Below are 26,720 nucleotides of genomic sequence, written 5' to 3'. Positions count from 1 at the left end.
TATATTAATAAGATGTTGTGGAAGTTCTGCGTTTTTCCCATTTCAAATCGCTCAATAATGAAGACTTAATACCTATGAAAAAATACCATGAACTTCTTGAACTGAAAGGTACCCAATTAAAATTCAATCTCCAACTTTCCAAATCTCTTTCAAAGCGCAGCTGAGTATAGGTAAATCCTTGATTTTTTATATCATATCCAGATGAAACTCCAACCTTCCAACGCGGCGAAAGCTCTATATTTCCACTAAACATAAGCGAGTTGGTACTTATTTCATCTTGCCTTGCCGTATTGTTATAAGTAAGGGAATAAGCAACTTTTAAATCCCAAGGAATGGTATTACTGAAGTTTTTATTTTCAATTTCCTCATTCTCATTATTCATTTCCCTACTATCGCTAAAGTCTTGTGCTTTACCAAAAAGATCATCATCCCTTCCACCACTGGCTGTATTGTCTGACTCCTTTTCTTCTTCCCCTTTATTGAAATCTTTACTTGAAAATGAATAGTTGGCAGTTAAATTTGCATTGGTCATTCTAAATAAACTACCACCATTATTGATATTAAATTTATCAATCACATCATTAGAAGCATCCAAAGCATAAGGATTCAAAGTGGTACCAAAATTTACGGTAAGCTTATTATCAAAAAATTGCGTACTTCCGGTAAGTCGTAAAGGACTCCATGCTAGAGAATCTGCCGCAATATTGTAACCTGTACTAAGGTTAAAGTTGTTTAGAAGTTTTATTTTCTTTGGTTCGGTTGCCGTAGAATCTTTATCTCTAACTTTTGCCTCCAAGGTATTATTCAAGGTAAAACTTAGTGTATTGGAGTAATTTCTACCTGGAGTACCGTACATTCCGTTTTCAAATCTTGTATAATATTCCCCATTTCCATCTTCATCAGAAATATAATAATCAAAATATTGATCAAAACTTGGTGTATAACCATAACTTACCGATGGTCTCATGGTATGTCTTATGGCCTGTAATTTTTTATCTTCACCAAATTCAAACTGACCATAAACTGTTGTTCCTAAACTAGCACTAAAGTTATAAGTTCCATACCTATCAAACCCTCTTACAGTATCCTCTACCGCTTCACCCAACTCTTCATCATAATCATTGTATCGAACAGTTTGAAACTGCCAAACCTCTTTATAGCTAGTTCCCATACTTGCACTAAAGTATTTAAACAGCTTAAAGTTGGTAGTTACAGGTATAGAATGTTGAAAACCTAATTCTGCTTGCTCAAACATTTCTTTTTGCATGAATAAACTATCGCTGGTTTCAATGGCATATTCCCCTCTAGAAGTAAGCTGAAAATTGATATTCTGAAAAATACCTTTTTTTGATCCGTTAGAAGGTGCAAAAGGATAAATACGTTCCATACTCCCTTGAAAAGCAGGCAAACTAAGATCTATACTTTCAGATTGAGTATTCTGGGTAGCATTGGCACTTAAAGACAAATTCACAGATGGATACTCTGGAAATGTCTTCTGATAAGAAATAGATGACGATAAGGTATTATTTAAAAAATTCGGTGTAGTTGTTTGGTTTACTGATTGTTGATAATAAGTACTACTACCAAAGTTTACCGATGCAGAAAGCCTAGAATTAGGACTAGCCTTTGAATCCTGTGAGTGACTCCACCTTATATTATATATGGAACTTCTGGAATAATCTGAAAATCCTTTTTGACCATTAATCAAATTCTCATACCTTATATTGAAGTTTCCGCTGTATTTATAACGCTTCTTGTATGCAGATTGTCCCTGTAAACCGTAACTACCATTGGTATAGTAATCTCCCAATACAGTTAGATCCAAATAATCATTTATAGCAAAGTAATATCCTCCATTTTGAATAAAATAACCTCTGGTATTGTTTTCTCCAAAAGTTGGAAAAATAAGACCTGAAGTTCTTTCGGTAGTCATTGGAAAAAATGCAAAAGGCACATAAATAGGTGTAGGAACATCATAAAAATACAATTGACTCCCTCCTGCTATAATTTTCTTATTAGGAACAAATACTCCTTTTTTGGTTAAAATGTAATATTCAGGATCATCATCTGGGTGAGATGAAGTTGTAAATTTAGTTTTCCAAATGTAGTATAATGAATCATTTTGCCTCTTAACAATCTCAGAGCGAACTTTCATTTCTCCTTGATCTGTTCTGGACTTATACACCAATCCCCGTTTGGATTCAAAGTTAAACAACAACGAGTCTGGCCGAATCTCCTCTGCTGCTTGCTTAAAAACAGGTAATTGATCATATTTCCCTGTAGAATCTACAATACCTTTAGCATACGCTGTATTGTTAGTTAAATCTATAACAATTTGGCCTGCATTAAGCTCCATATCGCCATACTTCACGTAGGCTTGATCGTATAAATAAATCTTATTTTCTGCTCTATTATACTTCCTATATCCTTTAGCATTGTCTATTACTTGATTTGCTAAAACACCTTTTTTCTCAGGAATAGTATCTGTGTTTGTAGTATCAACCAATGAAGTTGTTATTTCAAACTGCGAAACAATACCTTTTTGAAAATATAAAGATGAATCTATTTTGATTCCTTTCTGTATGGGTTCTACCTTAAAATTTTCACGATTTCCGGTTTCTTGAGCAGTTACAAACCCGGTGGATAGCAAAACGAAAAACAGTAGATAAAATTGATGCTTTTGTATGATTTTCAACGTTTTCAAATACTTATCACTTTTCTAAAGATACAATCACTTAATTTTTTCCGAAACCTACTGTTTCTTTATGTTTGAAGATGGCTAATTCATGAAGAAAACTCATTTTTATTGCCTCTTTTTTTAACGTGCCAAACATACGCATATTTTTTGGCTCAGGACAGCTAGGCTGTAAATAATTTACCATCTTTCTAACTCTTTTTTTCAATAATTAGTACTACTTTTATCAAATATTTTACCAAAAAACATTTTCAAAACAACAATTTGGCATATTGTATGTTTTTAAAATAGAAAATCAAAGTTTTATGAAGCCAGTTACAAGAGTTTTAGTACTTATTATTTCTCTTTTTTCATTTTTGAATTCATCTGCAAATCCTCCAGTAAAAGACAAATTCGTAGTTGTATCAGACGCTGGACACGGCGGTAAAGATCCCGGTAAAAATGCTGCAGGCTATAACGAAAAAGATATTGCCTTAAAAATTGTACTTGCCGTAGGTAAAGAACTTGAAAAAGACCCAAACATAAAAGTGGTTTATACCAGAAAAACCGATGTCTTTATTGAATTGGTAGAACGCGGTCGCATTGCTAACAAGGCAAATGCAGACCTTTTTGTATCGGTTCACTGTAATGCGCATAGCAGTTCGGCTAGTGGAACGGAAACGTACGTACTTGGGCTACATGGAAACAAACGTAATTTTGAAGTTGCAAAGTCTGAGAATGAGGTGATTTATTTAGAGGATAATTACGAAACAAATTATGCCGGTTTTGATATTAATTCTCCAGAATCCACCATTTCACTTACACTTTTACAAGAAGAATATTTAGACCAAAGTATTCAATTAGCAAAATATATTCAGGATAATTTCACCAACGAACTTAAAAGAAAAAATAGAGGCGTTAAACAAGCTGCATTTGTAGTTTTGCACCAAACCTTTATGCCTAGTGTACTTATAGAGACTGGTTTTATTACCAATTCTTCAGAAAGAAATTTTCTAAAATCAACTGCAGGTCAAACCAAAATAGCAAATTCCATTGTAGAAGCCATTAAAGATTATAAAAATGGTATTGAGGAAAATCAAGGAGATATTTTTAGTTCTCCTCCACTGCCAACTTCGCCTTCAAAAGATTTAGTGCAGGGATCCAAAGATATTATATTTAGAGTTCAAATTGCCGCGTCTAAGAATAATTTGGAATTGAAAGCTCAAAATTTCAGTGGTCTTTCCCCAGTTTTTAAGGAAAAGACAGGGAGTGTCTATAAATATCAGTACGGCGAGACTTCCAGTTATGACGAAGCACAAAAACTATTGCAAAAAGCTAAATCTAAAGGATTTAAGGATGCCTATCTAGTAGCTTACAAAAATGGAGAGAAAATCAGTGTTTCGGAAGCTGCTAAATCTATATTAAATTAAGTAGGACTTCAAAAAATATTTCTACATTTGTTTAAACACCCATAAAAAAAACTGCATTGAAAATATCTAAAGAAATCAAAACAGCCATTATTGTTATTAGCGGAGTTGTCCTTTTTGTTTTAGGAATTAACTTTTTGATGTCAAAATCTCTATTCGATAATAACCGCCATTACTACGCTATTTTTGATCATTCAGGAGGCTTAACCCCTTCTACTCCGGTTACTGTAAATGGAAAACAAATAGGAAAAGTTACCGATGTTACACTACGTCAATCCGATGCAAAAATTAAAGTTAATTTTGAAATAGATAGCGAGTTTAAGTTTTCAAAAAATAGTAAAGCAGAACTTTATAAAAGTCTTTTGGGTAATGCAGGTATACAAATAATTCCAGCACTAGATGGTGCAGAAAATCTAGATAGCGGAGAAATTTCCACAACCGTTCAACCAGATATGCTAACCTCTATTACCAATGAATTAGACCCTCTAAAAGCTAAACTGGAACAAGCTTTACATAGTGTTGACTCCTTAGTTACAAACCTTAATAGTCTGCTGGATGAAGAACGAAAAGAAAGCTTAAAAATTAGTATTGATAACTTGAGCGCCATTACATCAAACTTTAGAAATATTACTTCTAATTTCAATGAAATGGTAGAAGACAATAAAGGTAAATTGACTAATTCTATGACTAACGTAGAAACAATAACTACAAATCTTGCATCTGTGACAGATACCATAAGCAAAGCCGATATAGCAGGTTCATTAGCTGAATTTAACAGTGCAATGGTTAAGTTAGATGGAATTATGACTGGTATAGAAAATGGTGAAGGAAATGCCGGTAAATTGTTGAAAGATGAGCAGCTATATCAAAACTTAGAAGGTGCCTCAAGACAATTGGAACAATTATTACAAGACTTGAAATTAAACCCCAAACGATACGTTCACTTCTCTTTATTCGGAAAAAAGAACAAAGATTACCAGCCACCGGCTGATGAAGAAAAATAAACTATTTTTGGAGTACTAGTTAAAATTAGTTTAGTAAAATTGTATTGTTAAACAGAGATAGGAAAGACTCCATTTATCTCTACATTGAGTAAAACGTATGAACCTGTTGGACAACATATTTTTTGCACTGCTACTTGCTGCAGGAATTGGATTTTTCGCATTTAATGTTAAAAAACTAATTAGAAACATAAAACTTGGTAAAGATGTAAATCGAACCGATAGAAGCAGTGAGCGCTGGAAAAATATGGCCATGATTGCTCTTGGACAACAAAAAATGGTAAAAAAGCCCATTGCAGGTTTTCTTCATATATTAGTATACGTTGGGTTTGTCATTATCAATATTGAAGTATTAGAAATTATTATTGATGGTCTTTTTGGAACGCATCGTGTTTTTAGTTTCATGAGAAGTTTGTATGATATTCTTATAGGATCTTTCGAAATATTAGCAGCCCTTGTGATCTTTGCTGTGGTTGTTTTTTGGATAAGACGAAATGTGATCAAAATACAACGTTTTTGGAAACCAGAAATGAAAGGCTGGCCAAAGAATGATGGAAACATCATCCTGTATTTTGAAACTGTACTTATGCTCCTATTTCTTACAATGAATGCTGCAGATTATACACTTCAGTACATGAATGAAGCAAATAATCATTATGTGCAAGCAGGTACTTATCCTATAAGTAGTTTCATTGCTCCTCTTTTTAATAACCTATCGTTTCATTCAGTAGAAATCATAGAAAGAGTATGCTGGTGGTTACATATTGCAGGCATTTTATCGTTTTTAAATTATTTATATTACTCAAAACACCTTCATATTTTATTAGCCTTTCCAAATACGTACTTTGCGAACTTAGAACCAAAAGGAAAATTTCCAAATTCTGAGGCCGTTACCAATGAGGTAAAAATGATGATGGATCCCAATGCAGATCCGTTTGCAGCGCCAGCAGAAAATTCAGAAGAGGAAATTCCTGAAAAATTTGGAGCTAGTGATGTACAAGATTTGAATTGGGTACAGCTATTAAATTCCTATACTTGTACAGAATGTGGGCGATGTACTGCCGAATGTCCGGCAAATCAAACAGGAAAAAAACTTTCTCCTCGTAAGATTATGATGGACACGCGCGACAGATTAGAAGAAGTTGGAAAAAATATAGATACCAATAAAGGTGTTTTTAAAGAAGACGGAAAACAATTACTAAATGATTATATAACGCAAGAAGAACTTTGGGCATGTACCTCATGCAATGCATGTGTAGAAGCTTGCCCAGTGAACATAGATCCTCTTTCAATAATTATGGATATGCGTAGATATTTAGTCATGGAGCAATCTGCTGCACCAAACGAACTAAATAACATGATGACTAATATTGAAAATAACGGAGCTCCTTGGCCATATAATCAAATGGATAGACTTAATTGGACAAACGAAGCATAAAATCAAAACCATTTACAAACAATCATGAAAAAGGAAGATGTATCTAAAATGTTATCTGAAAAAATAGCAGACGGAGAACACGTAAGCCCTGTATTACCAGAAGGTATCAAAAACTATTTAATTGATATCGATGGTACAGTTACAGAAGATGTACCTAATGAAGAGCCAGAAAGAATGGCTACATGTGAACCATTTCCGGATGCATTAGCAACGTTGAACAAATGGTTTGAAGAAGGCCATATTATTACTTTCTTTACTTCAAGAACCGAAGAGCACAGAGAGGTAACGGAAGAATGGTTAGACAAACATGGATTTAAATACCATGGATTGTTAATGAATAAACCTCGTGGTGGTAACTATCACTGGGTAGACAACCATTTGGTAAGAGCCACTCGTTACAGAGGTAAATTCACAGATCTTATTGAAAAAGAAGTGACCATCGAAGTGTTTGACGATGGTGAACATGATGATTAATACAAAGTAATAAGCTTGTTATTCTTGAATAACAAGCTTTTACTCAACTAATACATTCATTTATGAGTACTGAAACTTTAAAAGTACCTACAATGGCCGAAATGATGGCATCCGGTAAACAACCGGACGTATTGTTTTGGGTAGGTTGTGCCGGTAGTTTTGATGATAGAGCAAAGAAAATCACAAAGGCTTTTGTTAAAATTTTGAACAAAGCTGAAGTGAATTTTGCCGTTCTTGGAACTGAAGAAAGCTGTACTGGAGATCCTGCAAAACGTTCAGGAAACGAATTTTTATTTCAAATGCAAGCCATGACCAACATAGAAGTTATGAATGCCTATGAAATAAAAAAAATTGTTACCGCTTGCCCACACTGTTTCAATACATTAAAAAATGAATATCCCTCTCTTGGTGGTAATTATGAAGTGATGCATCACACTCAATTTTTAAAGTCACTTTTAAACGAAGGTAAACTCACCATTGAAGGCGGAAAATTTAAAGGAAAGAAAATTACTTTCCACGATCCTTGCTACCTTGGTCGTGCCAATGATGTTTATGAAGCGCCGCGAGACCTTATCAGAAAGTTAGAAGCCGAACTGGTAGAAATGAGAAAGTGCAAGCAAAACGGTTTGTGCTGTGGTGCTGGTGGGGCTCAAATGTTTAAAGAACCAGAAAAAGGGAATGAAGACGTTAACATTCGTAGAACCGAACAAGCTTTAGAAGAAAAACCAGAAATTATTGCTGCTGGTTGTCCATTTTGCAACACCATGCTTACAGATGGTGTAAAGGCAAAAGAAAAAGAAAACGATGTCACTGTACTTGATGTGGCTGAGTTAATTGCAAATGCAGAAGATTTATAATATATGTACGTAGATTTTGAATCATTACCAGAAAATTCCCGAATTTGGGTTTATCAGGCTAATCGAAGTTTAACTGACGAAGAAACTTCAGAAATAGAACAAAAAACAAAAGAATTTCTTACCAAATGGACTGCTCACGGTGCACATTTGGAAGCTTCTTTTGAACTGAAATATAAAAGATTTTTAATTATCGCTATCAATCAAGATACGCAAGCTGCAACAGGTTGTTCCATTGATGCTTCTGTAGCTTTTGTACAACAATTGGAGAAAGATTATGAGATTGATCTTTTAGACAAAATGAATGTATCTTTTAAACAAGGTGAATTTATTGCTTACAAAGCTTTGACCGACTTTAAAAAAATGGCGAAGAACAAATCGGTTTCCAAAAACACCATTGTGTTTAATAATTTGGTTACCAATAAATACGAATATGAGAACTTTTGGGAAGTTCCAGCCTCAGAAAGTTGGCATTCAAGATTTCTAAATTAAGTTTTACACAAAATATTTCATTTTAAGCCAAAATTGTTGATAGTTCACACAATTTTGGCTTTTTATTTTAGTTACAACAATGTATCTTTCAAAATTAGAGGAGAAAGAATCTGGCAAGATTTTTTCATGCAGATAACTAGATTATTTATTGAACATGCGAAACATACTTTTAGTAATTACAATACTTTCAAGCCTATCCATATTTTCTCAACACATAGATCCATTATTAGCCAACAAACCCGAGGCTCAGGAAAAATGGGTTGATAGTGTCTATAATCAAATGACCCTTCAAGAAAAAATAGGGCAACTATTTATTGTAGATGTTTTTTCAAGAAATGGCCAAGCAGAAGAAGATCGAATCAAAAAATTAATTGAAGAAAATCACATTGGTGGCGTTATCTTTTCCAAAGGTGGACCCGTTCGCCAAGCCAATATGTGTAACAACCTTCAAGCTGATTCAAAAATTCCTCTAATTGTAAGTATGGATGCCGAATGGGGATTAGCGATGCGACTAGATTCTACCTACGCTTTTCCATGGAATATGACGTTGGGCGCTTTAGAAAACAACAAGCTCGTTGAAGAAGTTGGCTACCGAATTGGCTTACATGCAAAAAGATTGGGCGTTCATATTAATTTTGCTCCAGATGTAGATATCAATACCAATCCAAAAAATCCCATCATAGGAAATAGATCTTTTGGAGAAGACAAATACAATGTAACTCAAAAAGCGATTGCTTTCATGAACGGAATGCAGAGTGCAGGTGTTCTTGCAAATGCCAAGCATTTTCCCGGTCATGGAGATACAGATCAAGATTCACATAAAACGCTGCCTTCCTTAAGCTTTGGCTTGGACAGAATTGAAGATGTTGAATTGTATCCGTACAAAGAAATCATAGACCAAGGTTTGGCGAGTGTAATGATTGCACACTTAAACGTTCCTGCACTAGAATCAAGAGCCGGTTACCCTACTTCCCTATCAGAAAAAGTAGTTACCGATCTTTTACAGAAAAAAATGGGATTCAACGGTCTTGTTTTCACAGACGCCCTAAGTATGAAAGGTGCTTCTAATTTTAGTGAACCTGGAGATGTAGATCTTGCAGCTTTTCTTGCTGGTAATGATGTACTTCTGATATCTAAAGATATTCCAAAGGCTTCTGAAAAATTACAAGTAGCGTACGAAAATGAAGTGATTACAGAAGAACGATTAGCTCATTCAGTAAAAAAAATATTGAAGGCTAAATATCTTGTTGGTCTTAATCACTATAAACCAATAGAAACAGATCATTTGATTGAAGATCTTAATAGCATCAACGATGATTTATTGTATGAAAAAGTAATGGAGAAAGCCATTACCATAGTGAAAAATAAAGGAGATCTTTTGCCTTTACGAGATTTAGACAAGCGTAAAATAGCATACGTTGGCCTAGGTGATGATTCAGGAGAAAAGTTTGTGAACAGTCTACAACTTTATGCACAAGTAGACACTATAAATACTGCTCGTTTGGATAAAATGAAAGGTAAATTGAAAGATTACAATACGGTAATCATAGGCTTTCACAGATCTAACGATTCACCTTGGAAAGATTATCAATTTACTGAACAAGAATTGGTTTGGCTCTATGAACTCTCAAGAGAAAAAGATGTAATTCTAGATATTTTTGTGAAGCCCTATGCCCTACTAGATTTAACTACAACTACCAATTTTAATTCTGTTGTTGTTAGTTATCAAAATAGTGAAATTGCTCAGGAAAAATCTGCCGAAATCATTTTTGGAGCCATTCCTGCCGAAGGAAGATTACCAGTTACGGCCAATGAAGATTTTCCTGTAAACACATGTATTGGAACCAATCCTTTATCTAGACTACAATATGGAATACCAGAAAGCGTAGGATTAAGTTCTGAAAAACTGGCTAAGATTGATTTAATCACTAAAAAGGTAATTGATCGCAAAATGGCTCCGGGAATGCAAATTTTGGTAGCTAGAAAAGGTAAAGTGGTTTATAACAAGAGTTTCGGTTATCACACCTATGATAAAAAAGTACAAGTGATGAATACCGACTTGTACGACGTTGCATCGCTAACCAAAATACTTGCTACGCTTCCCGAAATGATGAAAACTGTTGAGGAAGAAAAAATCAATTTAAATACAAAACTTAAAAAGCTTCTTCCAGAATTAGAAAACACCAATAAAGGCAATATTAGTTTACTAGACTTACTTACACATACCGGACGTTTGGAAGCCTGGATTCCGTTTTATGTTTATACTTTAGACAAAAAACACATGCCAGATACTACGTATTACAGAACTAGACCAGAAGTTGGTTTTGAAGTTCAAGTAAGTGATAGCCTGTACATGAGAACGGACTACAAAGATTCTATCTATCAACAAATTTATGATAGTAAATTACTATCTAAAAGGAAATATAAATACAGTGATCTAGGGTATTTTATTTTGAAAAGATATTTGGAAAAACACTATAAAACAAGATTGGATACTTTGGTTCAAAGAGATTTGTACCAGTCTCTAGGTGCAAATCATACGCTTTACAATCCATTGACTAAGTTTACCAAAGTAGAAATTGCTCCTACGGAAACAGATACTTATTATCGTCATCAAACTGTTCATGGATTTGTACACGACATGGGTGCGGCTATGTTAGATGGCGTTGGCGGACATGCAGGAATTTTTAGTAATTCAAATGATATTGCCAAGATCATGCAGATGTATCTTCAGAAAGGATTTTATGGTGGCAAACGCTACTTTACGCCAGAAACCATGGATATGTTCAACACGTGTTATTATTGTACCGAAGACATAAGACGTGGTGTTGGTTTTGATAAGCCAGAACCAGATGGAAGCTCTTCAAATACCTGTGGTTGTGTTCCTTTAAGTAGTTTTGGCCACAGCGGCTTTACAGGAACTTATACCTGGGCAGATCCTGATAATGAACTGATTTATGTATTTCTTTCAAACAGAGTATATCCTACTCAAGAAAATCATAAGTTGATTACGGAAAATATAAGAACCGATATTCAAGAACTCATTTATGAAGCCATCATTGATTAATTACATTCCCAATTAAAATTAGCAACTTTGGCTCCGGTCATCGCGGCAAGATTGTAATGCCACCACTCACTTTCTATAGCTTGAAAACCATATTTTTCCATGGTAGATTTAAGGTATTTTCTGTTACTTAATATCTCCTCTGGCAAATCATTATAAGTGTGGTGAGCTTTCTGTCCGAAGAAATCAAATCCAGTTCCCATAGGTAATTCGTTACCTGAACTATCTACCAACGTAATATCCACAGCACCTCCTTTGTTATGAATAGAGCCCTTAGCAGGATTGGCTACGTACATTGCATTTGGAACAATCTTCCACATTTTCTTTTGAACATCTAGCGGTCTGTAGCAATCGTAAAATTTGATGTGATATCCATCTTTCATAAATTCTTCATTCGCTTTTATCAACTGTTGTGCAGTTTTAGCACGCGTATAACATTCCGCACAATCATATACTTGTGATTTTAAGAAATTATTGTCGGTAGCATATCGCATATCATAAAAGAAATCATCACTATAATTTGCCAGTCTAACAAAAGTTGTATCTGCTACCTCTGCTAATGAAGGTTCCTGTTTTTTGATAGTTATAATAGAATCTTTCTGTTCTTCTATATTAAAGCCAATTTCATCAGTATTCTGTACTATTTTTGAAGTTTCCTTTTTAGTTTCTGAACAAGCTATCACAAGGAAAAGAAGTACAATGTATTTTTTCATAATCATCTATTTTATTTAAAAGTACTGAGATTATCTTAAATAAAAAACCAAACTAAAGCGTTGTAAAAACATCTCTAGTCTGGTTTCTTTGTTTGTAAAATTGATGACTATTAGAAAAGAACTCCTATTAATCCTAAAAGTTGAGTACAAATAATTAAAACTACCATAGCTATTGGATATACTGTTGCATAAGCTACAGACGGCGCCCCACATTCGGTCATAGAATCGGTTGCTGCAAGCCCTGGAGTACTCGTCATTGCTCCTGTGATGGTCCCCAACATTGAAAGTACATTTACCTTTAAAAACATTCGTGCAACTAGAGCAGCAAGAATCATTGGAACCAGTGTAATTACACCGCCAACTAAAAATAACTGAATTCCATATTCATGAAAAGTATCTACCAGGGTGGCGCCGGCTTTTGTACCTACCGATGCTAAAAACAACATTAAACCTAATTGTCTTAAGAGTTGATTGGCGCTTCCACTCATTGTCCATAATATTGGCCCTGTTTTACCGAGACGTCCCAACATCATAGATATGATTAATATACCGCCTGTAAGTCCTAAACTAAATTCGAAAGAGGAACCAAAAGATAATGAAACTTTCCCCAATAATATTCCCAAAACAATACCAGTTGCAATCGGAAAAAAGTTAGTATCTGATAATTTTGAATTATTATCACCCAATAATTTTGAGATTTGTTCTATATGATCTTTAGAACAAGCTATCATTAATTTATCACCCATTTGAAGTTTCAAATTTGGACTCGGAGCTAATTCAATTCCACTACGTCTCAATCTAGTAACTGTAGCATCATAACTACTTCTTAGATTTAATTCACCCAGATATTTGTTAACCAGCTCTGGCTTTGTGATCAGGTACGATTGAACTACATAGTTCTTTCCAAGTGGAACATCCACTTTTGCAGGGTGTCCTATCAATAATTCTATTCTACGTAAAGCTTCCTGAGTACCAACTGCTTTTATAAAATCTCCCTTTCGTAAAACCGTTTTTTGCGTAGGTGTAAATGCTTCTCCTTCGTGCATCACACGAGAAATCACTCCTTTTGTCATAGATCTTACACGCAATTCACCAATTGTTTTATCAATAGCGCCTTCATGCTCAACTTTGAAATTCCTAGTGGATAAAGGTTCAAAATTCATCGAAGTTTTATCGCTATACGCTTTTTCTTCCTTTGCAATATCTACCCTAAAAATTTTAGGATATAAACGTACAAACAAGATTACTCCTATCACACCAAAAGGATACGCAATACCATAACCAATAGATGCCAAAGTACTATGAGTTACATCTATGGCAGCTGCTAAACCAGGCGTACTTGTTAAAGCTCCAGATAACAGACCAATAGCAATAGGTTTTTCTATACCTAAAAATAAAATAGCGCATAACGTTAATAAAGCTGCCGATAACACTACTACAAAAGCCATAATCACCAAGTTTTTGCCCTGACTTCTAAAAGAATCAAAAAAACCGGGACCAGCTTGCAAGCCAATTGTGTAAATGAAAAGAATGAGTCCTATTTTCTCAAGAATATTGGGTAATGCAATATTAAAATGACCAAATATCAAAGCCACAAAAATGATAGCAGAAATGTCTAAAGAAATTCCTTTAATTTTGATATTACCCAGTATAAAACCAAGACAAATTATAAGAAATAATGCCAGATAACTTGTGTTTAGTAGATCCATAAAATTTACGTTATAATGTTAGTTAGTTGCTCGTTTTGTATTACAAATGTACCCTGAAAGCTATAAGTGCTAACTGACATTTGTCATAATATAATAAATGTTTACATTGAAAAAAACGTTTGAAACATCACTATTTTTGCAAGAATAAATATAAAAGGAAATTTTTGAAGCACTATTCATTTCTGTCCATAATTAAAATATTGATGAAATTTTAAACTTTTATTTACTTTAATTTGCATAATTCTTTATTTTTAACACCTATTTTTAACAAAACCTATTTGTAATAGAATTATTATTTCATAATTTGCAATACTTTTCAAACCCGAAAAATGACATCGATTTCAAGAATTTTCGATATTCCTTATTATCAAAAGGAACATTACAATATTGACAATGCTTTCGCCGTAAAACGAAATGGAAATTGGATTGCTACCAGTAGTTCAGAATATATCGCAAAGGCAAATCAAATCAGTAGAGCGCTTATTGCAAAAGGCATTCAACCCAATGACAAAATTGCGATTATTACCTCTACAAACCGTACCGAATGGCATATTTTAGATATAGGAATTTTACAAGTTGGCGCACAGAATATTCCTATATATCCTACTATTTCAGAACAAGAATATGAATATATTCTAAATCATTCTGAAGCCAAAATTTGTATTGTTTCTGATGTTGAAGTTTTGCAAAAATTAAAAAGCATTGTAACCAACACTAAAGTAGAGGTTATTTATACTTTAGATGAGATTGAAGGCGAACTACATTGGGAAACGCTTTTAACTATTGGGGAAAATACAGCTCATCAAGAAGCAGTGGAACAAAGAAAAGCTGCTATTTCTGAAGACGATTTAGCAACCATTATCTACACTTCTGGTACCACAGGAACGCCGAAAGGTGTAATGTTAAGTCATAAAAACATTGTATCAGATGTTTTGGGTAGTCAATCAAGAGTACCTTTAAACCAAGGAAACTCAAGAGCTTTAAGCTTTTTACCTATTTGCCACGTGTTTGAGCGCATGGTTACATACATTTATCAATACAACGGTATCTCTATTTATTTTGCCGAATCAATCGACAAAATGAGTGAAAACATGAAAGAAGTACAACCCAATGTAATGACGGTGGTACCTAGATTGTTGGAAAAAGTATATGATAAAATTTACAGTACCGGAATTTCGTTAACAGGTATCAAAAAAGCACTCTTCATGTGGTCCGTAAATCTTGGAGCTAAATTTGAACCTTACGGGGCTAATGGATTTTGGTACGAATTACAATTAAAAATCGCCAGAAAACTCATTTTCTCTAAATGGCAAGCCGCTTTCGGAGGAAATATTGATATTTTAGTTTCCGGAAGTGCTGCGCTACAACCAAGATTAGCGCGCTTGTTTGGTGCAGCAGGCTTACCAGTGATGGAGGGTTACGGACTCACAGAGACTTCTCCCGTTATTGCGGTGAACGATCAACGTAAAAAAGGTTGGAAAATTGGCACTGTAGGTAAAATGATTCCGGGTGTCAAAGTAAAAATCGCAGAAGACGGTGAAATTCTATGTAAAGGTCCCAATATTATGATGGGATATTACAAAGATGAAGTAAAAACCAAAGAAGTAATCACCGATGGATATTTTCATACAGGAGATATCGGGGAAATAGATCATCAAGGTTTTCTAAAAATTACCGATCGAAAGAAAGAAATGTTCAAAACCTCTGGTGGAAAATATGTAGCTCCTCAAATTATTGAAAACGAAATGAAACAATCTCGTTTTATAGAACAAATAATGGTGATTGGTGAAGGCGAAAAAATGCCGGCTGCGTTTATTCAACCAAATTTTGAATTTGTTCAGGAATGGGCAAAAAGACATAATTACTCCATTGGAAATACACCTTCGGAAATTTCAAAGAATGAAAAGGTAATAGAACGAATCAATGAAGAAGTTATTTGCTTCAATGAACGTTTTGGAAAATGGGAAAAGGTAAAGGCGTTTGAACTTACTCCAGACATTTGGAGCATAGATGAAGGCCATTTAACTCCTACTTTAAAATTGAAAAGACGTATTATTAAGGAAAAGTATAAAGATCTCTACGATAAAATTTATAACAAATCAAATTAACAAAAAGAAGAACTCCTCAATTTAAGAGGAGTTTTTTTATGGTTATACTCAAAGAACTATTTAAATTTTAAATTATCTTTAAAATTTAACATTCATTTTATTATGCGTGCATAATAAATTTTACTATATTTGGATATCTAGCTTTCAAAAATGAAAAGAGAAGAATCCATAGATTATGCGTTGCGCGCAACTTGGCAAGCTGTTGCAAGAATGTACAACGAAGAAGCCGGTAAATTTGGAACCACCATGGCTACCGGACTTACGTTATTAAGTATCGATAAAGAAAAAGGTACACCGTCTACGGCACTAGGTCCCAAAATGGGAATGGAAGCTACCAGCCTTTCCAGAATTTTAAAAACTATGGAAGAAAAAGGGTTGATAGAACGAAAACGTAACCCGCAAGACGGCCGTAGTGTTCTCATTTGTCTTACCGACTTTGGAAAAGAGAAAAGAGAAGTTTCTAAAACCGTTGTTTTACAATTCAATGAAGCTATTCGCAACGAGGTTTCCGAAGAAAAGTTACGACACTTTTTTGAAGTTACCGAAACCATTAACACACTTATTACAGAGAGAAAAATATATTCAGAATCGTAATCAAAAAACAAATTCAATACTAATGAAAAGAAGAATTAACAAAGTTGCAGTCATTGGTTCCGGTATTATGGGTAGCGGAATCGCCTGTCACTTTGCCAATATTGGCGCTCAAGTGCTCTTGCTAGACATTGTGCCTAAAGAACTTTCGGATAAAGAAAAAGCCAAAGGCCTCACCTTAGAACATCCTTTGGTTAGAAACCGAATTGCTACGGAAAACTTGATGAAATCCATCAAATCAAAACCCTCTCCTATTCATCATCAAAAATTTGCAGAACGAATTACTACTGGAAATTTAGAAGATGATATTCAAAAGATTGCAGAGGTTGATTGGATTATCGAAGTTGTAGTAGAACGGTTGGACATCAAACAATCGGTTTTTGAACAGATTGAAAAATATAGAAAACCTGGAACGTTAATTACTTCCAACACCTCCGGAATTCCTATTCATTTTATGAACAAAGGAAGGTCTGAAGATTTTCAACAACATTTTGCGGTAACGCATTTTTTCAATCCGCCACGTTATTTAAAGTTGTTTGAGGTAGTTCCGGGACCAAATTGCAAACCGGAAGTGATTGATTTCTTGATGAGCTATGGCGAAAAATTCTTAGGAAAAACCTCTGTTTTAGCAAAAGACACCCCTGCTTTTATTGGTAACCGAATTGGTATTTTTGGTATCCAAAGCTTGTTTCATCAAGTGAAAGAATTAGGGTTAACGGTAGAGGAAGTTGATAAATTAACTGGCCCCGTAATTGGTCGTCCAAAGTCGGCAACCTTTAGAACTGTAGATGTGGTTGGTTTAGATACTTTGGTGCACGTAGCCAATGGTTTATATGAAAACTGCCCGAATGACGAAGCACACGAATTGTTCAAACTTCCTGATTTCATCAATACCATGATGGAAAATAAATGGTTAGGAAGCAAAACCGGACAAGGGTTCTTTAAAAAAGTAAAGAGTGAAGATGGAAAAAGCGAAATTTTAGCACTCGACCTCAATTCTTTGGAATACAAACCGCAACAAAAAGCAAAATTCGCTACACTAGAACTTACGAAAACGATAGATAAACCTATCGATAGATTTAAAGTTTTGGTAAGCGGAAAAGACAAAGCTGGAGAATTTTACAGAAAAAACTTTGCCTCGCTTTTTGCCTATGTACAAAATAGAATTCCTGAAATCTCAGATGAATTATACCGAATTGACGATGCCATGAAAGCTGGTTTTGGCTGGGAAAATGGTCCGTTCGAAATTTGGGATGCCATCGGAGTTGAAAAAGGAATTGAACTCATGAAAGCCGAAGGTCTTGCACCTGCTGAATGGGTTACCAAAATGATTTCCAACGGAAATTCTTCATTCTATACCGTTAAAGAAGGAGCTACTTTTTATTATGATATTCCTCAGGAAAAACAAGTCAAAAAACCTGGTCAGGAAGGATTTATCATTTTAGACAACATCAGAAAATCGAATGAAGTTTGGAAGAACAGCGGTGTTGTTATTGAAGATTTAGGAGATGGAATTCTAAATTGTGAATTCCAATCGAAAATGAATACGTTGGGCGGTGATGTTATTGCCGGACTCAACAAAGCGGTTGATCTTGCTGAAAAAGATTTTGAAGGTTTGGTTGTTGGAAACCAAGGAGCAAATTTCTCGGTTGGTGCCAATATTGCCATGATTTTCATGATGGCGATAGAACAAGATTATGACGAGTTGAACATGGCTATCAAAATGTTTCAAAACACCATGATGCGCATGCGCTACTCTTCAATTCCGGTAATTTCTGCTCCCCATGGAATGACGTTAGGTGGAGGTTGTGAATTATCATTACATGCCGATAAAATTGTTGCGGCAGCAGAAACCTACATTGGTTTGGTAGAGTTTGGAGTTGGTGTAATTCCCGGTGGTGGAGGTTCTAAAGAAATGACGTTGAGAGCTTCGGATACCTTCAGAAAAAATGATGTAGAGCTAAATGTACTTCAGGAATATTTTCTAACCATTGGTATGGCAAAAGTTTCTACGTCTGCACATGAAGCTTTCGATCTTGGAATTCTTCAAAAAGGAAAAGACGTAGTTGTTGTGAATAAAGACAGACAGTTGGCGGAAGCTAAAAAACACGCCAGAATACTCGCTGATGCTGGTTATACACAACCCATCAAGCGCAAGGATGTGAAGGTTTTAGGAAAACAAGCTTTAGGAATGTTTTTAGTAGGAACCGATTCTATGAAAGCCGGAAAATACATTTCGGAACACGATCAGAAAATAGCAAACAAATTAGCCTACGTAATGGCTGGTGGAGATTTGTCTGAACCTTCATTAGTTTCAGAAGACTATTTGTTAGACCTAGAACGTGAAGCTTTCCTTTCATTATGTACCGAAAGAAAAACACTAGAGCGCATACAACACATGCTAAAAACCGGAAAACCGCTAAGAAACTAGATACTAGAATTGAGATAATAGATGTGAGATGCACAAAGTTGAAGACTTAAAAATCTGGAAAAAATCAATTGAGTTGGTAAAAGAAGTCTACTTGTTGACTGCCCAATTACCTATAGATGAAAAATTTGGTCTTACATCACAATTAAAAAGAAGCGCTGTATCCATTTCTTCGAATATAGCAGAAGGAGCTGGAAGAAATACGAATAATGAGTTTAAACATTTTCTAGGCATAGCCAATGGTTCTGCTTACGAACTGCAAACTCAGTTAATTTTAGCAATAGAATTGAACTTAATTTCAAAAAAACATGTAAAACCTGTTGTTGATCTGTGTATTGAAATTCAAAAAATGAACTATGCGTTTCAAAAGAAACTTTAATCTCAATACTAGATTCTCAATACTCAATACTAAAATAAAAACATGAAAACCGCATATATAGTAAAAGCATATAGAACTGCCGTTGGAAAAGCTCCAAAAGGATTGTTCCGTTTCAAACGTCCGGATGAATTGGCGGCAGAAACCATTCAATACATGATGAATGAGTTACCCGATTTTGACAAAACGAGAATTGATGATGTTATTGTTGGGAATGCCATGCCGGAAGCCGAACAAGGTCTCAATATGGGCCGACTCATATCTTTAATGGGACTTAAGATAGAAGATGTTCCTGGTGTAACGGTGAATCGTTATTGCGCATCTGGATTAGAAACAATTGGAATTGCAACTGCTAAGATCCAGACCGGAATGGCCGATTGCATTATTGCTGGTGGCGCCGAAAGTATGAGTTATATTCCCATGGGTGGTTACAAACCAACTCCAGATTATGGCATTGCCAAAGAAGGTCACGAAGATTATTATTGGGGAATGGGACTTACGGCCGAAGCTGTTGCCAAACAATTCAATGTATCTAGAAAAGATCAAGATGAGTTTGCTTACCATTCACATCAAAAAGCGCTAAAAGCACAAGCTAAAGACCGTTTCAAAGATCAAATTGTTCCTATTGATATTGAGCAAGTTTACATTGATGCTAACGGAAAAAAAGCTTCTAAAACCTATACCGTTGCTAAAGATGAAGGACCGAGAGCCGATACTTCCATCGAAGTATTGAACAAACTTCGTCCTGTTTTTGCGGCAGATGGATCTGTAACGGCTGGAAATTCATCACAAATGAGTGATGGCGCTGCCTTTGTAATGATCATGAGTGAAGAAATGGTCAAAGAATTAAACGTAGAACCTATTGCAAGATTGGTGTCATACGCAGCAGCTGGTGTAGAACCAAGAATTATGGGAATCGGTCCGGTGAAAGCAATTCCAAAGGCTTTAAAACAGGCTGGAATGCAACAAGATCAAATCGATTTAATTGAACTGAACGAAGCTTTTGCTTCGCAATCTTTAGCTGTTATCCGTGAGTTAGGTTTAAATCCCGATATCGTAAACGTGAACGGAGGAGCTATTGCTTTAGGACATCCGCTGGGCTGTACTGGAGCTAAACTATCGGTTCAATTATTTGACGAAATGAAAAAACGCGGCAATAAATACGGTATGGTGACCATGTGTGTAGGTACCGGACAAGGCGCTGCGGGAATCTTTGAACTTTTATAAAATATCAATTCAAAATAAAAAAAAGGTTATGGAAACTGTACAACAAGATATCACCCGTGGCGGTCAGTTTATTGTAAAAGATACCGCTTGTGAAAACGTATTTACTCCTGAAGATTTTTCGGAGGAACAACAAATGATGCGCGACTCTGTAAAAGAGTTTATCGATAAAGAAGTTTGGCCTAATAAACCAAGATTTGAGAAAAAGGATTATGCCTTTACGGAAGAAATCATGAAAAAACTTGGTGAGCTTGGCCTATTAGGAATCGCCGTTCCTGAAGAATATGGCGGGCTCGGAATGGGCTTTGTAACTACCATGTTGGTTTGCGACTATATTTCGGGAGCCACAGGATCTTTAGCCACTGCTTTTGGAGCGCACACCGGAATTGGAACTTTACCAATTTTACTATACGGAACAGCAACTCAAAAAGAAAAATACATCCCAAAATTAGCTACCGGAGAATGGTTTGGCGCATATTGCTTAACGGAGCCCGGAGCAGGATCTGATGCCAATTCAGGAAAAACAAAAGCAACGCTTTCCGAAGATGGAAAACACTATCACATCAACGGACAAAAAATGTGGATTTCAAATGCTGGTTTCTGTAATTTGATGATCGTTTTTGCAAGAATTGAAGATGATAAAAACATCACTGGATTTATCGTTGAATACGATGCTGAAAATCCAAACGGAATTACGCTAGGTGAAGAAGAACACAAACTAGGTATTCACTCCTCTTCTACCCGCCAAGTATTTTTCAGTGACACGAAAGTTCCGGTTGAGAATATGCTTTCGGAAAGAGGAAATGGTTTTAAAATCGCCATGAATGCGCTAAATGTGGGTCGAATTAAATTGGCTGCGGCTTGTTTAGATGCGCAACGTCGTGTAATTACCGAATCGGTAAAATATGCGAATGAACGTATTCAATTCAAAACTCCAATCGCAAAATTTGGCGCTATCAAAGGTAAAATTGCAGAAATAGCTACCAAAGCTTTCGTAGACGAATCGGCTTCTTACCGCGCTGCAAAAGCTATTGAAGATAGAATTCAAGCTAGAATCGATGCTGGAAATAGTCACCAAGAAGCAGAGTTGAAAGGTGTTGAAGAATTTGCAATTGAATGTTCTATTTTGAAAGTAGCAGCGTCTGAAGATTGTCAAAATTGTACTGATGAAGGAATTCAGATTTTTGGTGGAATGGGCTTTTCAGCAGATACTCCAATGGAAGCTGCGTGGAGAGATGCCAGAATTGCCAGAATTTATGAAGGAACTAACGAAATTAACAGAATGCTTTCCGTGGGAATGCTCATCAAAAAAGCCATGAAAGGTCATGTAGATTTGTTAGGTCCGGCGATGGCAGTGAAAGATGAACTTATGAGTATTCCGTCTTTTGATATTCCTGATTATTCCGAAGTACTTTCCGAAGAAAAAGAAATTCTAGGCAAGTTAAAAAAAGTATTTTTAATGGTCGCAGGATCAGCAGCTCAGAAATACGGAACCGAATTGGAACAACATCAACAATTATTAATGGCCGCTTCCGATATTTTGATTGAAGTATACATGGCTGAATCGGCAATTTTAAGAGCTGAAAAGAATGCCAAACGCAACGGTGAAGAAGCAAGTAAATATCAAATAGCCATGGCGCAATTGAATTTGTTCAATGCGGTAGAGAAAATCAATAATAAAGGAAAAGAAGCTATTATTTCTTTCTCTGAAGGCGATGAACAACGTATGATGCTTATGGGCTTAAAACGTTTTACCAAATACACCAATATGCCCAACGTAATTGCATTGCGAAACATGATTGCAGAAAAAGTTACCGAAGAAAACAAGTATTGTTTTTAAGGTGGTTGATTAGATAGTTAGTAATAGGAAAAAGCCGCTCAATGAGCGGCTTTTTATTGACCTAGTATTTTTTTTGAAATAAAACATTTGTTAGTCTTTTCCTCAAAATCCTTGTTAACTTTGTATTGTTAAAACCACCTCCATTGAACGCAAATTTAGCAAACATACAACGAGAAATCCGTACCATTTGGATTCAAAAATTCTGGACAAAACCCAACAACCTTTGGGCTTTAAAAGTATTAATCAGTATTGCATTATTATTAATTCCGTGCGTTGCTTTAGGCTACAACGGCATCGGAGCCACCTTAGCGTTGGGAGTGGTAGCCATGGCGCTTTCTGAAACCGATGTACACCCAAGAGGCAAACTCAAAGCCATTCTCCTCACCTACCTCATCTTTGTATTGGTAGCTGCTGGCGTAGAATTATTAAGACCGCATCCGTTAGGGTTTGGAATTGGTTTAGCGGTGTTCACTTTTTCGTTCACTATTTTAGGCGGTATTAATGCTAGATTTCAAGGAATTACCTACGGATCTTTATTAATTTCAATCTATGTTATGTTAGGTGCAGGATTGGGAAATCCTTGGTATTTTCAACCCATTGTAATGCCTATAGGTGGTTTGATTTATGCTATTTTATCGTTAGCTATTGCTTATACCAATCCATGGCGATTGCTGGAAGAACAAATGTCTTTTGGTTTTACAAGAATTTCGGAATATGTAACGCTGAAAGCAACATTGTTCCCGAGTGATACCAAAGAACAAAAAGAAATTCGAAATCAATTAGCGCAAAAAAATATTGAAGTTTCTCAGAAAATCAATCAAATTAAAAACGATTTATACAGCTACGGAGCTGAATCTTCCGAAGCCTCTTTACCTCATTTAGCTGAATATTTTAATCGTTGGTATTTGTTGCAAGAAATTCAACGACGCGCTACTTCAAGCCATGAAGAATATGACATTCTTAGTGAAAATTCAGAAAATCAGGAACTCATTACCGGTTTAGGTCAACTAATGAAAGAGATTGGCATTGCCATTCAAACCTATGCAGATAGCATTTTAACCGAAACGGAATACGAACATCCTACAAGTCTTATCTGGACCAAAAAAGCCTTGACAGAACTTTTTAAATTACATAAAGAAAGTGCGCAAACTCCGGCGCTTTCATTGCTATTTACCAACATTTCTAAGCTGGAAGAAATTTTGAGTAATCTAGATGCCAAACATTTAGATACTGTTCCTTCTAAATCTGAATTCAAAGCGAAAAAAGCAGGAGTTTCTCTTAAAAAATTACTGCATCCTAAGCATTTACGTTTTCGTCACGCCATTCGCTTAACCGTTTGTTTGGTTGCTGGTTATGCGTTGAAGTATTACTTCAATTTTGAAAAAGGAGACTGGATTCTACTCACATCACTTTTGGTGTTACAACAAACCTATTCTGCTACCAAACAACGTATCATTCATAGAATTATAGGAACCATTGTTGGGGTTATTTTAGGAATTTCGGTAGCACATATGATTTCATCCGTTACCGGACAAATTGTAATTCTACTCCTTTCAGCCTACATTTTCTTTAAATATGTGCGAACATTCTATACCGTGGCAGTGGTTTTCATCACCACTTTTGTATTAGAGATTTTTGATATTTTAGGAAATTCGGGCGTGTTATTGATGCAACCAAGATTGATAGACACCTTGATTGGTGCGGCTTTAACCTATATTTCCATTCGATTTCTTTGGCCCGATTGGAGCTACAAACAACTGCCAGCTTTGCTACAAACCGCTGTGGTACGTAACAAACGCTTTTTTGATAGCATTTACAAAAATGATATAGATTACAATACGTATTTGCATTACCAACGTACCGCTAACAATGCCGATAACGATCTTACACAAGCTTGGCGAGGCATGAGTTTTGAGCCCAAACGCAAGCAAAAATCCTTAGATGCCGCGTATGATTTCACATATTTGAATCATTCCCTGCTTTCTTATATTTCTGCCTTTGGAACGCATCATTTCAACCAAGAACTTTCGGCTGATAAAATTCAATTTTGCGAACGTATTTCCGAAATTTTAGAAGCCATTCAGCAACATCATAATTTTAACGAAGCTGCTTTTGAGAGGATTACCGAAAAATCAAGACTTTTGTTATGTGAATTAGAAACCTTCAAAAAAACATCCAGCAAAGAAAGCTCTATCGTCTTGTTCAACATTGCTAGAATTTCTAACGAATTGTTATTACAAACTCAGAAAGTTTCTTAATTACATACTTTCCAAGCTTTTAAAAACTACTTCAGCATAGTGTTGTTGAGATGTTTCATTCGTTAGCATTTCTTTATCCTTCGAATTAGTTAAAAAGCCCATTTCTAACATAATTGCTGGACAGGAATTATTTCTCAAAACAATAAAATTGGCAGTTCTAAGCCTTCCGTCTTCTATAATGGTATTGTCTATTAAATTGGTTAATAAAGTAGTCCCATAATCTCTTGAAACCTCATTTTTTAAATTCATGTTAGAATAATAAACCTCAATACCTTGTCTCTCTGAATGTGCATGAGCATTACAATGTAAACTGAGAAAAAGATCTGGTTTCACTTCATCTGCAAGTGCTACGCGGTCGTACAAATCAACATAAGAATCCCCTTCACGAACCAACAAAATTTTTACATGCTCATTGCTCAATTGTTGCAATCTTTTGGCCATTTGTAAATTCACTACTTTTTCATTGTTATGTCCGGGATCTTTTCCACCGTGCCCCGCATCCACTAATACCACAAAAGGTTTTGTACGTACTGTTGGCTTTTCATTCAAAATAATAGCACTGTTTGAAAATCCTTCCGACTTAATAATTTTTACATCTTTTTGAATGGGTGCTAATTGTTCTACTAAACTTCGAACTCCAGAATTCAGCAATTCATTTTCCTGTACAACCGGCATAGCAAGCAATTCTTCTTTTAAATTTTCGATGGTTGAAAATGCACTTACCAGAAAGAATACACTTACCAACCCTAGTACCATTGAAATTTTGGAAAACACTTTTACAAATGAAGATTTTTGTTGTTGTAACATCATAATTCGATTTTTTGATTGATTGAAATAAAATCCACTTGAAATGGATACTTTATGTTGCTGTTTGATGACTTTCAGTAATTGTAATAAATAGTTTTCTGTATTTTCGTTGGAAGCTCCCTTGTCCGCTAAAAATTCATGATTCTGCTTGGCAGCTCGCTTTATGAGCCATATAAACGGATTGAACCAACACAAAGCAGTCATCAACTCTAAAAACACAACATCTACCGAATGCTTTTGACGAACATGAACTTTTTCGTGTGCTATGACTAATTGATTTTCTTCTATCTTGAAATCCTTCGGAAGCAAAATATAATGGAAAAAACTAAATGGATATTGATGTTTTGGGTTTGAAATACTTCTGAAACCAGCTCTCTTTTCTGACTCTAACATGAGCTTAAAAATTGAAAACAGTTGCCAAAAAAAACGGATCAAGAAAATTGAAGTAATTCCAATGTAAATGTACACCAACCAATCTACTCCATGTTCTTGCTGAAAAACCGCCACGGTTTGCTTTTGAAGATTCTCCTCTAAACCTGAAAATTGTTGTAAACTCGTTTGAACCTCGGTGATAATTCTAGGTAATTGAACCAAATCATTTTCTAGTTGAATAGAAATAAAAGGCAAAACCAAACTCAACATCACGGAACCCAACAAATAAAATCTATTGAAATGAAAGCTCTTTTCTTTTCGCAATAAAAAGAAATAGATCAGATATAAAAATCCTGATGCTATCGTAATTTGAATGGCGTATAGACTATTCATCGGCTTTTTTTTGCTGAATGGATTTTTGTACTAATTTTTCAATTTCCTCCAATTCTTCTATACTCATATTTTTATCTTTCGTAAAAAATGAAGCAAATTGAGAAGCCGAGTTATCAAAGAAATTAGAAATCATGCTTTTTACTTGTCCAGAGAAGTAAGATTCTTTTTCCAAAACCGGATAGTATAACTTATCCCTTCCCAACTTTTCAAAATCTACATATCCCTTTTTGCACATTCTACTCAAAAGTGTGGAAATAGTTGTATAGGCAGGCTTGGGTTCTGGAAATTCACTTACGATATCTTTCATGAAACCTTTTTCAAGCTTCCACAAATATTTCATTATCTGAAGTTCTGACTTGTTAAGTTGTTTTATATCCACAATTATAGTTTTACAACTACAAATATAGTAATAAAATTTAAACAGCAAAATTTAGACACAAAAAAACCGCTCGTTGTGAGCGGTTTATATAATTATTA

At 35.2% G+C, this 26,720-nt stretch carries 20 protein-coding genes; 14 read left to right on the top strand and 6 right to left on the bottom strand.

Annotated elements, in window-relative coordinates; translation table 11 throughout:
- Window positions 1-4 precede the first annotated feature (4 nt).
- Window positions 5-2,695 carry a putative LPS assembly protein LptD gene (locus BM383_RS13985; protein WP_245766592.1) on the bottom strand — a complete coding sequence of 897 codons (2,691 nt, stop codon included), beginning with the start codon at window positions 2,693-2,695 and terminating at the stop codon, window positions 5-7.
- A 40-nt stretch (window positions 2,696-2,735) separates the two neighbouring features.
- Window positions 2,736-2,903: a hypothetical protein gene (locus tag BM383_RS18950; protein WP_218157945.1), complete on the bottom strand. Its 168-nt coding sequence runs from the start codon at window positions 2,901-2,903 to the stop codon at window positions 2,736-2,738.
- Window positions 2,904-3,000: 97 nt separating this feature from the next.
- Between BM383_RS18950 and BM383_RS13980 the strand changes: the two genes are divergently transcribed.
- The 7 genes from BM383_RS13980 to BM383_RS13950 all read left to right on the top strand — a co-directional run bounded on the left by BM383_RS13980 (window position 3,001) and on the right by BM383_RS13950 (window position 11,427).
- On the top strand, window positions 3,001-4,104 hold the full coding sequence (locus BM383_RS13980; RefSeq protein ID WP_093025796.1) for an N-acetylmuramoyl-L-alanine amidase family protein: 1,104 nt from the start codon (window positions 3,001-3,003) through the stop codon (window positions 4,102-4,104).
- A 56-nt stretch (window positions 4,105-4,160) separates the two neighbouring features.
- Window positions 4,161-5,105: an MlaD family protein gene (locus BM383_RS13975; protein WP_093025766.1), complete on the top strand. Its 945-nt coding sequence runs from the start codon at window positions 4,161-4,163 to the stop codon at window positions 5,103-5,105.
- A gap of 97 nt (window positions 5,106-5,202) precedes the next feature.
- On the top strand, window positions 5,203-6,540 hold the full coding sequence (locus BM383_RS13970; RefSeq protein WP_093025765.1) for a 4Fe-4S dicluster domain-containing protein: 1,338 nt from the start codon (window positions 5,203-5,205) through the stop codon (window positions 6,538-6,540).
- Window positions 6,541-6,564: 24 nt separating this feature from the next.
- A complete protein-coding gene (locus BM383_RS13965; protein WP_093025764.1) occupies window positions 6,565-7,014 on the top strand; it encodes an LNS2 domain-containing protein in 450 nt (149 codons plus the stop codon).
- A gap of 62 nt (window positions 7,015-7,076) precedes the next feature.
- Window positions 7,077-7,871 (top strand): (Fe-S)-binding protein, encoded by a 795-nt coding sequence (locus BM383_RS13960; RefSeq protein WP_093025763.1) that lies wholly within the window; start codon window positions 7,077-7,079, stop codon window positions 7,869-7,871.
- A 3-nt stretch (window positions 7,872-7,874) separates the two neighbouring features.
- Complete coding sequence (locus BM383_RS13955) at window positions 7,875-8,360, top strand: ABC transporter ATPase (RefSeq protein ID WP_093025762.1); 486 nt, start codon at window positions 7,875-7,877, stop codon at window positions 8,358-8,360.
- A gap of 154 nt (window positions 8,361-8,514) precedes the next feature.
- On the top strand, window positions 8,515-11,427 hold the full coding sequence (locus BM383_RS13950; RefSeq protein WP_093025761.1) for a serine hydrolase domain-containing protein: 2,913 nt from the start codon (window positions 8,515-8,517) through the stop codon (window positions 11,425-11,427).
- Here the strand turns inward: BM383_RS13950 and BM383_RS13945 are convergent.
- Together BM383_RS13945 and BM383_RS13940 are read right to left on the bottom strand one after the other, a co-directional pair.
- Window positions 11,424-12,137, bottom strand: a complete 714-nt coding sequence (locus tag BM383_RS13945; protein WP_093025795.1) for a M15 family metallopeptidase — start codon at window positions 12,135-12,137, stop codon at window positions 11,424-11,426. The genes BM383_RS13950 and BM383_RS13945 overlap by 4 nt on opposite strands.
- Window positions 12,138-12,247: 110 nt before the next feature.
- On the bottom strand, window positions 12,248-13,846 hold the full coding sequence (locus BM383_RS13940) for an aspartate:alanine exchanger family transporter (protein WP_093025760.1): 1,599 nt from the start codon (window positions 13,844-13,846) through the stop codon (window positions 12,248-12,250).
- A gap of 329 nt (window positions 13,847-14,175) precedes the next feature.
- Between BM383_RS13940 and BM383_RS13935 the strand changes: the two genes are divergently transcribed.
- The 7 genes from BM383_RS13935 (at window position 14,176) to BM383_RS13905 (ending at window position 24,671) form a co-directional block, all read left to right on the top strand.
- Window positions 14,176-15,954 (top strand): AMP-dependent synthetase/ligase, encoded by a 1,779-nt coding sequence (locus tag BM383_RS13935; protein ID WP_093025759.1) that lies wholly within the window; start codon window positions 14,176-14,178, stop codon window positions 15,952-15,954.
- 150 nt (window positions 15,955-16,104) lie between these two features.
- The gene (locus BM383_RS13930; protein ID WP_093025758.1) at window positions 16,105-16,548 is read left to right on the top strand and encodes a MarR family winged helix-turn-helix transcriptional regulator; all 444 of its coding nucleotides are present in this window, start codon (window positions 16,105-16,107) and stop codon (window positions 16,546-16,548) included.
- 22 nt (window positions 16,549-16,570) lie between these two features.
- A complete protein-coding gene (locus tag BM383_RS13925) occupies window positions 16,571-18,976 on the top strand; it encodes a 3-hydroxyacyl-CoA dehydrogenase/enoyl-CoA hydratase family protein (protein WP_093025757.1) in 2,406 nt (801 codons plus the stop codon).
- Window positions 18,977-19,004: 28 nt separating this feature from the next.
- Window positions 19,005-19,352 (top strand): four helix bundle protein, encoded by a 348-nt coding sequence (locus tag BM383_RS13920; RefSeq protein ID WP_093025756.1) that lies wholly within the window; start codon window positions 19,005-19,007, stop codon window positions 19,350-19,352.
- Window positions 19,353-19,394: 42 nt separating this feature from the next.
- Window positions 19,395-20,576, top strand: a complete 1,182-nt coding sequence (locus BM383_RS13915; RefSeq protein ID WP_093025755.1) for an acetyl-CoA C-acyltransferase — start codon at window positions 19,395-19,397, stop codon at window positions 20,574-20,576.
- 28 nt (window positions 20,577-20,604) lie between these two features.
- Window positions 20,605-22,413 (top strand): acyl-CoA dehydrogenase family protein, encoded by a 1,809-nt coding sequence (locus tag BM383_RS13910; protein ID WP_093025754.1) that lies wholly within the window; start codon window positions 20,605-20,607, stop codon window positions 22,411-22,413.
- 143 nt (window positions 22,414-22,556) lie between these two features.
- Window positions 22,557-24,671, top strand: a complete 2,115-nt coding sequence (locus BM383_RS13905; protein WP_143106424.1) for an FUSC family membrane protein — start codon at window positions 22,557-22,559, stop codon at window positions 24,669-24,671.
- Here the strand turns inward: BM383_RS13905 and BM383_RS13900 are convergent, their stop codons facing one another.
- Both BM383_RS13900 and BM383_RS13895 read right to left on the bottom strand, forming a co-directional pair.
- On the bottom strand, window positions 24,672-26,243 hold the full coding sequence (locus BM383_RS13900) for an N-acetylmuramoyl-L-alanine amidase (RefSeq protein ID WP_093025752.1): 1,572 nt from the start codon (window positions 26,241-26,243) through the stop codon (window positions 24,672-24,674). It abuts the gene before it with no gap.
- On the bottom strand, window positions 26,236-26,622 hold the full coding sequence (locus BM383_RS13895) for a BlaI/MecI/CopY family transcriptional regulator (protein WP_317040084.1): 387 nt from the start codon (window positions 26,620-26,622) through the stop codon (window positions 26,236-26,238). The genes BM383_RS13900 and BM383_RS13895 overlap by 8 nt, the downstream gene beginning before the upstream one ends.
- Window positions 26,623-26,720 lie beyond the last annotated feature (98 nt).

Origin of the sequence: Pustulibacterium marinum, assembly GCF_900116665.1 — a bacterium.
In the GTDB taxonomy this organism is placed as follows: Bacteria; Bacteroidota; Bacteroidia; order Flavobacteriales; family Flavobacteriaceae; genus Pustulibacterium; species Pustulibacterium marinum.
The sequence above is the reverse complement of the archived record's forward strand: the minus strand, read 5'-3'. Positions and strand labels throughout refer to the sequence as shown.